This is a genomic window from Kitasatospora saccharophila (assembly GCF_039529925.1).
Classification (GTDB): Bacteria; Actinomycetota; Actinomycetes; order Streptomycetales; family Streptomycetaceae; genus Kitasatospora; species Kitasatospora saccharophila.
Window position 1 is genome coordinate 1 of record NZ_BAAANS010000122.1, and the last position, 9,288, is coordinate 9,288.

A 9,288-nucleotide genomic window follows, 5' to 3' on the forward strand; every position below is an offset into this window, starting at 1 on the left:
TCATGGCCCGCCGACTCACCCGCGGCCACGCAGCCACCCGACAAGGCCCGCGACCACTTTCACCCACCAATCTATGAGATCTCAAACACGGTCTCAGCTTGTAATTTATCCAGCGGCCTCGAACAAGCGGGCCCGGTGATCACTCGTTCGGGTGTCTCTGGGACGTGGGCACGGCCTTCGCGTGATCCTGAACTCGACTAAGGGTTGCAGGACTTGACGCGAAGGCCGTGCTGGTGGTGGTGGAACAGGGTGTGCGGGGCGAGCCGATCGCGGAACTGTCACGCTTCCGGGGGGTCTTCTACGACTGCCTGACCGGGCGGCGCGACGCGCTGTTCGAGCTGACCGACGCGGTGCTGTGCACCGACGGGCCGGTAAAGACCCTGGTGGGCCTGGCGCTGGCGCCCGAGCACCGGCGCGGGCACGGGGCCCTGTACGGCGCGCTGAACCGCGGCCGTCTCGACGTCGACCGGCTGCGGAGCGAGCTGGCCGGCCTGCCGCTGCCGCGCGCGGCCGACGGCCGCCTGGTGCTCGCGGTGGACGTCTCGCCGTGGCTGCGGCCGGACGCCGGGACCTGCCCGGACCGCTCCTTCTGCCACACCTACGGCCGCGGCGACGCCAAGCACCAGATGATCCCCGGCTGGCCGTACTCGTTCGTCGTCGCGCTGGAGACCGGGCGGACGTCGTGGACGGCGGTCCTGGACGCGGTGCGACTGAAGCCTGGCGCCGACCTGGCCGCCGTCACCACCGCCCAACTCCGCGACGTGGTGGTGCGGCTGATCACGGCCGGGCAGTGGAAGGCCGGTGATCCGGAGGTCCTGGTGGTGATGGACGCCGGCTACGACGCCCCACGCATCGCTCACCTGCTCGGCGACCTGCCGGTGCAGGTCCTCGGCCGGCTCCGCTCGGACCGGGTGATGCGCCGACCCGCTCCGACCCGGGCCGAGTGGAACGCAGCGCATCCGGCCGGTGGCCGGCCGCCCAAGCACGGAGGCGAGTTCGTCTTCGGGGACCCCGGCACCTGGGGCGACGAGCAGGTGGTCACCACCACCGCCACCCGCCGCTACGGCACCGCCGTGGCCAGGGCTTGGGACCGGCTCCACCCCCGGTTGACCCGCCGCGCGGCCTGGCTGGACCACGACGGCGAGCTGCCGCTCCTCGAAGGCACGGTGATCAGGCTGGCCGTGGAGAAGCTGCCCAGCGGCGGGGTGAACCGACCGGTCTGGCTCTGGTGGTCGCGCACCGGCGCCGGCGCCGAAGACGTCGACCGCTGCTGGCAGTCCTTCCTCCGCCGCTTCGATCTGGAGCACACGTTCCGCCTGCTCAAGCAGACCCTCGGCTGGACCCGGCCCCGTCTGCGCGACTCCGCGGCGGCCGACCGCTGGACCTGGCTGGTGATCGCCGCCCACACCCAGCTCCGCCTCGCCCGCCCGCTCGTCGCCGACCTCCGCCACCCCTGGGAGCGACCGGCGGAACCGAACAAGCTCACCCCCGCCCGGGTCCGCCGAGGGTTCCGAAACCTGCACACGAAGTCCCCCTCACCAGCGCAAGCGCCGAAACCCACCCGCCCCGGCCCCGGCCGACCGCCCGGCTCGAAGAACAAGCAGCCCACCGCCCGCTACGAGGTCGGAAGAGTCCTGGCCACGGGCGAGGCGCACACCCGCCCCGCCCACCACAAGAAGGGCACCAAGCCCCGACGAACCGGGTCCGTTGAGCCGCACCACGCCACCGCTGGAGGGCCGCAATCCCATCGTTGAGCCGCTAGAGGTCGCGGTCGTACGGGATTCCACGGGGGCTACGCTGCGGTCATGCCGAAGATCAGGTTGAACAACGACAACGAGAAGATCCTCGGGATCTGGGTCGAACCATGGGGCGAGGACTACTGGATGAACCCCAAGGAACAGTTCACCGTCACCACCGAGACCCCCGAGGGCGTGCACTCCGACGAACCGCCCTTCGAAGTCGTCCTCCACGATCAAGGCATCAGTCTCTACGTCAACATCGGCTATGAGGCCGTGGTCACGGACCAGTCAGGCTCCGAGCTGGAATGCGGTCACCAGCGCCCCCTCGAAGTCCTTCGCGCCTGGACCGAGTCGGCCGAAGCCGCTGCCCAGCGAGCCGCCGAGTCACCCACTCTCCGGGACATGACTCGTGCACATGCCAACCACATGCGCTGGGCATTGACACAGGCCGAAGTCGCCGCCCGGCCAACGCACGAATAGCTCGCACGTCGGGCCGATAGTTAAACGACAAGCTCAGACACCACGCGAGGAGGCATCTGCTTCCGGTCCGACCGCCCGCTCGCCCGAACGTGCTGGTGCTCGGGCGAGCAACTGGCGCCGTAGTGCTAGTGTCCTGAGTCGGAGATTCGTCGGCAGTAGGCGGCGACTTTGTCGAGGATTTCGTCGGCGGTCTTGGTCCAGATGAACGGTCTGGGGTGGTCGTTCCAGTCGGCGAGCCAGGTGCGGATGTCGCGTTCCAGGACTTGGACGGAGCGGTGGACGCCGCGGCGGAGCTTCTTCTGCGTGAGTTCGGCGAACCACCGCTCGACCAGGTTCAGCCAGGACGATCCGGTCGGGGTGAAGTGCAGGTGGAAGCGGGGGTGGGCGACCAGCCAGGTCTTGATCGCCGGGACCTTGTGGGTGATGTAGTTGTCCAGGATCAGGTGCACCTCGAGGTCGGCGGGGACCTGGCGGTCGAGCTTGGCCAGGAACTTCTTGAACTCGGCGGTGCGGTGGCGGCGGTGGAGCGAGCCGATGACCTTGCCGGTCGCGGTGTCCAGCGCCGCGAAGAGCGTGGTGGTGCCCGAGCGGACGTAGTCGTGGCTGCGGCGCTCGGGCACCCCGGGCATCATCGGCAGCACCGGCTGTGAGCGGTCCAGGGCCTGGATCTGCGACTTCTCATCGACGCAGAGGACCAGGGCGCGTTCGGGCGGGTCGAGGTAGAGGCCGACGACGTCGCGGACCTTGTCGATGAACAAGGGGTCGGTGCTGAGCTTGAACGTCTCGGCGCGGTGCGGGGCCAGGGCGAACGCGCGCCAGATCCGGGAGATCGCGGACTGGGACATGCCGGTAGCGGCGGCCATGGACCTCGTCGACCAGTGGGTGGCGTTCTTCGGCTTCTCCTCCAGGGTTTTGACGATGACCCGCTCGACGTCCGCGTCGGTGATCTTCCGCGGGACGCCGGGGCGGGGCTCGTCGCCCAGGCCGTCCAGGCCCCGTTCGATGAAGCGCCGGCGCCAGGTACGGACCGTGTCCGGCGCGACGGCGAGCCGGCGTGAGACGTCCATGATGGAGTGGCCGTCGGCGCACTCAAGGACGATCCGCGACCTCAACGCCAGCGCCTGGGCGGTCGAACGACGACGTACCCAGGACTGCAGCACCTCCCGCTGGCCATCAGTGACCGACAACGGCGGGATCTTCGGACCAGGACGACTCACACCCAACCAACGACGAATCTCCGACTCAGGTCACTAGGAGCTGTCCGGCCGATCACGTGGAGGTGGAGGAAAAGGGCGGGCCCGGGGCTGTGGACCCTGGTAGAACATGGGCCGATGGGTATTCAGGAACGTAACCGCAAGGTGTACCGGCCTCTGCGGCGGGCTGGCCTCGAGGTGATCCCCAACGCTGTGCCAGGGGACACGATGCCGTTCGTCCGCGGATACGGTGCGGAGGACGTGGCCGGAGGCTTCTCGCACCGGTACGACACCTCGCGGCTGGTCGAGCGGCTCAATGCGGGCTGGTACGACCTGGCGGTCTCCTCGGGCCTCTTCGACCACCGGCGGGAGTTCCTTGTGCAGCTTCCGCAGGGCACCCGTTCGCACCGGGCCGCTCTGCAGCACCTGCACAGCGGCAACACTGCACCGGCGCTCTGGACCCGGGTCCGGCTGCTGGATCGCTGGGACATCATGGGCCGAGGCGCGGCATCGGCGTTCCTGGGCGTGCACTCAGGCCACCCGGGCTTCGGCATGATGGCTCTGGATGGCAGCGTGTACATCGAAGCCTCGACGGGCGAGACCGGCATCGACGTGCTCGCGGTGCCTCACCCGGACCGCTCAGAGAACGTCCTGCGGCACCTGGAGTGGATCACGCGCTACAACAGCCCTTACGCAAACCGCGAGGAAAAGCAGCGTGTCGCCGTCTGGCTCGCCGACCGCGCAGGGAGCCTTCCGGGTCGCTGATGACGAGGTCCCGGACGGACTGACTGACTCATGTGCGGAGCCAGATGACGAGGGCGGCCACGGTGACGGTGCCGAGGAAGACGTATCCGCGCTTGTCGTAACGGGTCGCGACGGCGCGGGAGTTCTTCAGCTTGTTGATGGCCCTCTCGACGGTGTTGCGCTTCTTGTACCGCTCCTCGTCGAACCCCGGTGGCCGTCCGCCTCGCGACCCCTTACGCAGGCGGGCGGCCTGACTGTCGGCCTTCTCCGGGATCGTGTGCCGAATGCCGCGCCACCGCAGGTACTGACGGCAAGGACCGTTGCTGTAGGCCTTATCGGCCGCGACGCTGTCGGGCTTCTTGCGGGGCCTGCCCGACCTGAGCCGGGGGACCCGGATCTTCTCCAGCACCGGCACGAACTGGGTGCAGTCGGCCCGCTGACCTGGTGTGACAACCAGGGACAGCGGGCGGCAGAGACCGTCCGCGCTCAGATGGATCTTGCTGGTGAAGCCGCCGCGCGAACGGCCCAGTCCCTCGCCTCCCGCACCACCTCCACCAGCCGGCCGACGAGACTCTGCCACGGACTTTCGTCCTGGTGTTCCACCATCTCGGCCCCCTTTGAGCCACCGAGAGCCGGCGGCGGATCGATGCGAGCACCGGCCGCGTGCTGGTGCGCGCGCACGATGGTTGAGTCCACCGAGACGTCCCAGTCAATCTCGCCCGCCGCGTCGGCCGCCGCCTGGATTCGCTGCAGCAGCCGTTCCCAGGTGCCGTCCGCCGACCACAACCGATGGCGCTCATAAACGGTCTTCCACGGCCCGAACCGCTCCGGCAGATCGCGCCAGTGCACCCCGGTCCGAACCCGGTGAAGAATCCCATCGATCACCTGCCGGTGATCACGCCACCGCCCGCACCGACCGTTGCTCACCGGCAGGAACGGCCGCAGCCGTTCCCACTCCGCGTCCGACAGATCCCCGCGCTCGCCCCGCCCCATACACGGGACAACGATCCGACCAGCCGACAGTCACATGATCGGCCGGACGGCTCCTAGTGCTGTGACCGGGAACGTTTACCGGGTTGGGCGACTGTGAGGTGGTGGGGGCCAACCTCGCGGTGGGAGCGTCCGCTTATGCTCAGCTCGTGCAGCCGCCTTTCGATAGAAGCGATCCGTTGATCACGGCGTTCCCGGTGGAGCTCGCGGGAGATGCCGAGGCAGTTCTAGCGGTCATGCCTCCTTCTCGCCTCCGGCCGGCAGCGTCGTTTTCGGTCGTTGTAGAGGGCCAGCAGGTGACCATCCCGGGGCGTCTCTACAACGACGAGCCGCCGCCCGACGCGATGGGGTCGCTCTCGTCGCGTCAACGGCAACTTCTGCACTGCCTGTACTCAAGGCACTGCGATGGGATGGTCAGGCAGCGCCACCTGGCGAAGGTCGTTGACTCCACGGACCCTTGGGTCGTCCCGTTCGTCGTGCAACTGGTCGGCGAGTACGTTTTGGAGATCCTGGTCGACGTCTGCGACGGGCTTCGTGACCTTGCCACTCCGGGCACCCGGGGCCACGTCGCCTATGGGCAGTTCATCGTGGACAACCCGGCCTTCTTCGCCCGCATTCAGCGGCGGGTCGTGAGCTACTGGAGTTGCTACTACCGTTCCGCCTATTCGAGTTTCCGGGGCTACCCGGGGTCTACTTTGCTTGACCTCCTTCGGTCCGCTGCCTCCGACAGGGCAGGGCATCCCTGGCCCGATCTCGCTCCTTCAGCCGGTGCTAGGGCGGACGGCTACTGCTAAGGCTGGCCGACGAGGTTCGCCGGGTTGATCAGGCTGCGGCAGCGGCAGGTCGTCCGCCCCAGCGGACGCCCTTCTCGCTGCGGACACGGGCGCGCTCACGGCGTTGAGCTGCAAGGACGTCAGGATGTCGTGCGTTCTTGTTGCGCCAGCGCAGGTAGGCGTGCAGGGCTCGGGTCTGGACTGTGTGGTTGCGGTGGTGGGAGTTTGCGATGGTGAACTGCCGCAGTGGCCCGAAGTGGGCCTCGATCGGGTTCGCCCAGGACGCGTAAGTCGGGGTGAAGCACAGCTCGACCCGGTGCTTCTTCGCCCAGCGGCGGATCTTCTCGCCCTTGTGCGCGGAAAGGTTGTCGAGGATCACGTAGATGGGTGCGCCGTCGGGGCGGGCGGCGCGGATCGACTTCAGCGCGGCGAGCGTGTTCGCGGCACCCTTCTTGAGGCGGTTGACGCCCCAGAGGGTGTCATCTCCGACCGAGTAGCAGCCATGGAAGTACCGGATGCCGTGGGTGCGGTGGTAGGTCGCCGGGTGCCGCTCCGGGTAGCCGACGACGGCCCAGCCCGAGCCCACCGTGGGCCTGATGCCGAGTGGGCCGAACTCGTCAAACGCGAAGACGCGGTCCGGAAATCGGTTCAGGACCTCCTCGATCCGGTCCAGCTTCGCGTCGCGATCGGGGTCCGGGGACTCCTTCCACGTCTTTGTGCGCTGGAAGGTGACGCCGCGTCGGGCAAGCAGGCAGCGTAAGGCTTCGCGGCCGATTCGAATGACCCGGCCGTGAACGCGGCGCAGGTAGGCGGCGAGTTTGCGGATGGACCAGCGGGTGAAGGGCTGGCTGAGCTTGGTCGGTCGGGTGGTGGCCGTCTGGACGACGAAGTCCTCGTCGTCAGGATTGAGCAGGCGGGGACGGCCTCCCGCCCAACGAGGGTCCAGGCAGGCCAGGCCGATCTCGTTGAACCGGTGGATCACGTCGCGGACGGTGTCCTCGTCGGCCTGCACCAGCTGGGCGATGACCGGGACGCGGTTCCCGCCGGCCGAGGCCAGCAGCATCATCGCGCGTCGGTAGCGAACCGAACTGGTGCTTCCCCGGCGCACGATCTGCTGCAGCTTCTGCCCTTCCTGGTCGGTCAGTCTGCGCACACGGACAGGCTCGGCCACCGCGCCTCCAGCGGGTCGGATCGGACGTCACCGCACATCCAACCGCCCCGACCACCAACACGGCGAACCTATGCGGTCAGAGCACTAGCCGCACGGCCAAGACCGACAGGTGGCCTGACTCCGGCCCCCCGCCAGCTGCCGAGGGACGTTCACCACTGAGACGGGACGGGCCGGAGAGAGCGGCCACCGCGCCACCGACCCTGTGCGGACGATCTTGCTCCAAGCCAGTTACTAGAGGACTGACGGACCGGGCCTGACCCGTCGGCGGCCCACCAGGTGCTCGCCGCCACCCCGCTCGCCGCCCAGGCCGAACGGCGCCACCCCGCTCGCCGCCCAGGCCGAACGGCGCCGCCCCGCGATCGCCGAGGGCAGCTACCCGCCCCGCTTCCCGCCGGCGCTGGCCCGCAAGGGCGCCGACCTGGTGGCCTCCACCGCCCCATCGAGCGCCCTGCCACTGGCCGAGGCGATGCGCACCCACCCCCACCGGGCCGAACAGGCCGGCCACGGCACCCTCGACTACACCGCAGTGCTCGCCCACATTCTCACCTCCTAACTGCCGCCGTCGAACTCGTCGTCACGGGTGTGGCGAACGAGGACGAGGCGGTCCGCCGGTGCGGGTCCGACTCCTGCCGCGAAGCGGTCCGGCCGCCCATCGGCCCCGGCCCAAGGTCCACCCCCACGCCGCCCGCCAGGCCACTGGACCCGCTGACCGGCTGCATCGATCCGGACGTGCGGACACCGAAGCCACCGCCCTCGCAACGCGTGCGGTGACCGGCCGGGTCCAGGTGTTCGAGTAGCCCGCCCTCCGGGTCGTACGCCCGCCCCTCGCGGCCGCCGTCAGCCAGCCGGTTCCCGCGCTCGTCGTATCTCGCGGGCACCGATCTGCCGCAGGTGGGCCGCGTGCTTGTCCTCCACCTCACGGACGTTCTTGGCCACCTTCTTCAGGTTCCGGCCGGTCTCGGCGGAACCGCCGGCAGAGAACATCAAAAACCAGACCTACAACCCAAACCCCGCATTTGCCTGGGCAGCAAAAAAGCCCCAGGTCGCCGACCTGGGGCTTTTCAATGGAGCGGGCAACGAGAATCGAACTCGCACTCTAAGCTTGGGAATCTTTCCGCGCAAGACCAGTAGATCCGCAGGTCGCAAGCCGCGCAGGCCCTGACGCGGGGTGTAGTGGATCTTGAAATCCCTTACCATCACTCTCCGTGGCATACCGCCCTTACTTGCGCAGCAGTCGCGCAGAAGCACTACAGCGACGTTCTTCGCAGCGCCGCCGTTCTGTACCACGTAGCCACTGTGCACCATGTCGTATGGCGCTCTACTTACGAGGCTAGACTTGCCGCTTCCCAAGGGAAACCCCGACCGCTTCAACATGGACTTCTGCCAGGCTTCTGTTACCAGAAGTTACATATCGACTGCAGGCCACTCCGCGTCCAGCGCACCTGCGGTAGGGGCGGGTAGACCGCCGGCCTGGTGATGGCGACCACCTACACCAACAAGTTATTGCCCCTCCAAGGGACGGTGTGGCCCCGGATGGTGAAGGACCTCATCGGCGGGGGCGAGACGTTGCTACCTCCCCAAGGAACGGTGCGGCGCGCCAGGTCTCCCTGGGCCGCCAGGTCGCGGTCTTGTTGCTACCTCCCCAAGGAGCAGTGCGGCCCCAGGGTAAAGCTGGGATCCAAGGGTCCTAGAAGCGCGTGGCGTGTTTTGCGTGCGACGTCTTGGTGTCCCTTCCAAGAAGTGGCACAGACACGCACCACCCTCGGCATCGGCGCCTACACGCTGTTGCCACCCCTCCGAAAAACGGTGGGGACTACCGAAGACCGAATCTTTACCAGTGCAGGCTCGAACTGCTGCCCTTTCAAAGGTAGGAACGACGGCAATGCCGTACGCACTGCTGGAGCACCACGCTCCGTTATTACCCCTCCGAGGGGTGGCCCGGACGTGCGCTATGAACCGGGGGCACAACACCTGACGGCGTTGCTACCCCTCCAAGGGGTGGTGACTATGTGCTTCGCCATCGGCTTCAGCGCTATGGCACACGCGTTGCTACCCCTCCACGGGGTGTTGGGAACCCTCTGCATGGGTGTGTCCAGTGACTGGCTCTGTCCCGTAATCGGTGGTGACCAAGTGTGACGGCCGTCGTTGGCACGGTGTGCGTGATGTCAACGATCTTGTGGGCGTGGTGTTTTCGGGTC

The 9,288-nt window shown here is 68.0% G+C and carries 9 protein-coding genes; 5 read left to right on the forward strand and 4 right to left on the reverse strand.

All coding sequences use genetic code 11. The annotated features are described in order from the left end of the window. Positions 1 to 230 precede the first annotated feature (230 nt). Both ABD345_RS39305 and ABD345_RS39310 read left to right on the forward strand, forming a co-directional pair. Positions 231 to 1,754 carry an NF041680 family putative transposase gene (locus tag ABD345_RS39305; protein ID WP_344559547.1) on the forward strand — a complete coding sequence of 508 codons (1,524 nt, stop codon included), beginning with the start codon at positions 231 to 233 and terminating at the stop codon, positions 1,752 to 1,754. Between the two features lie 51 nt (positions 1,755 to 1,805). Further along, positions 1,806 to 2,219, forward strand: a complete 414-nt coding sequence (locus ABD345_RS39310; RefSeq protein ID WP_344559533.1) for a hypothetical protein — start codon at positions 1,806 to 1,808, stop codon at positions 2,217 to 2,219. Positions 2,220 to 2,344: 125 nt separating this feature from the next. On the opposite strand, the gene ABD345_RS39315 is transcribed toward ABD345_RS39310, so the two are convergent. Beyond that, positions 2,345 to 3,442 (reverse strand): IS630 family transposase, encoded by a 1,098-nt coding sequence (locus ABD345_RS39315; protein ID WP_380272375.1) that lies wholly within the window; start codon positions 3,440 to 3,442, stop codon positions 2,345 to 2,347. Positions 3,443 to 3,550: 108 nt separating this feature from the next. Here ABD345_RS39315 and ABD345_RS39320 point away from each other — a divergent pair, with 108 nt between their 5' ends. Next, positions 3,551 to 4,177: a hypothetical protein gene (locus ABD345_RS39320; protein ID WP_344559537.1), complete on the forward strand. Its 627-nt coding sequence runs from the start codon at positions 3,551 to 3,553 to the stop codon at positions 4,175 to 4,177. Positions 4,178 to 4,205: 28 nt separating this feature from the next. On the opposite strand, the gene ABD345_RS39325 is transcribed toward ABD345_RS39320, so the two are convergent. Continuing rightward, a protein-coding gene (locus ABD345_RS39325; protein WP_380272377.1) for an IS5 family transposase occupies positions 4,206 to 5,149 on the reverse strand; the annotation gives its coding sequence in 2 pieces (ribosomal slippage) (positions 4,206 to 4,757 and positions 4,760 to 5,149; 942 coding nt in all). A 146-nt stretch (positions 5,150 to 5,295) separates the two neighbouring features. Between ABD345_RS39325 and ABD345_RS39330 the strand changes: the two genes are divergently transcribed. Then, entirely contained in the window at positions 5,296 to 5,940 is a 645-nt protein-coding gene (locus ABD345_RS39330) for a hypothetical protein (protein ID WP_344559539.1), read from the forward strand. A gap of 28 nt (positions 5,941 to 5,968) precedes the next feature. Here ABD345_RS39330 and ABD345_RS39335 read toward each other — a convergent pair whose 3' ends face one another. Then, on the reverse strand, positions 5,969 to 7,090 hold the full coding sequence (locus ABD345_RS39335; RefSeq protein ID WP_344559541.1) for an IS630 family transposase: 1,122 nt from the start codon (positions 7,088 to 7,090) through the stop codon (positions 5,969 to 5,971). A 421-nt stretch (positions 7,091 to 7,511) separates the two neighbouring features. Here ABD345_RS39335 and ABD345_RS39340 point away from each other — a divergent pair, with 421 nt between their 5' ends. Then, positions 7,512 to 7,643 (forward strand): hypothetical protein, encoded by a 132-nt coding sequence (locus ABD345_RS39340; RefSeq protein WP_344559543.1) that lies wholly within the window; start codon positions 7,512 to 7,514, stop codon positions 7,641 to 7,643. Between the two features lie 284 nt (positions 7,644 to 7,927). Here the strand turns inward: ABD345_RS39340 and ABD345_RS39345 are convergent, their stop codons facing one another. Continuing rightward, positions 7,928 to 8,074, reverse strand: coding sequence for a hypothetical protein (locus ABD345_RS39345; protein WP_344559545.1), 147 nt, complete (start codon positions 8,072 to 8,074; stop codon positions 7,928 to 7,930). Positions 8,075 to 9,288 lie beyond the last annotated feature (1,214 nt).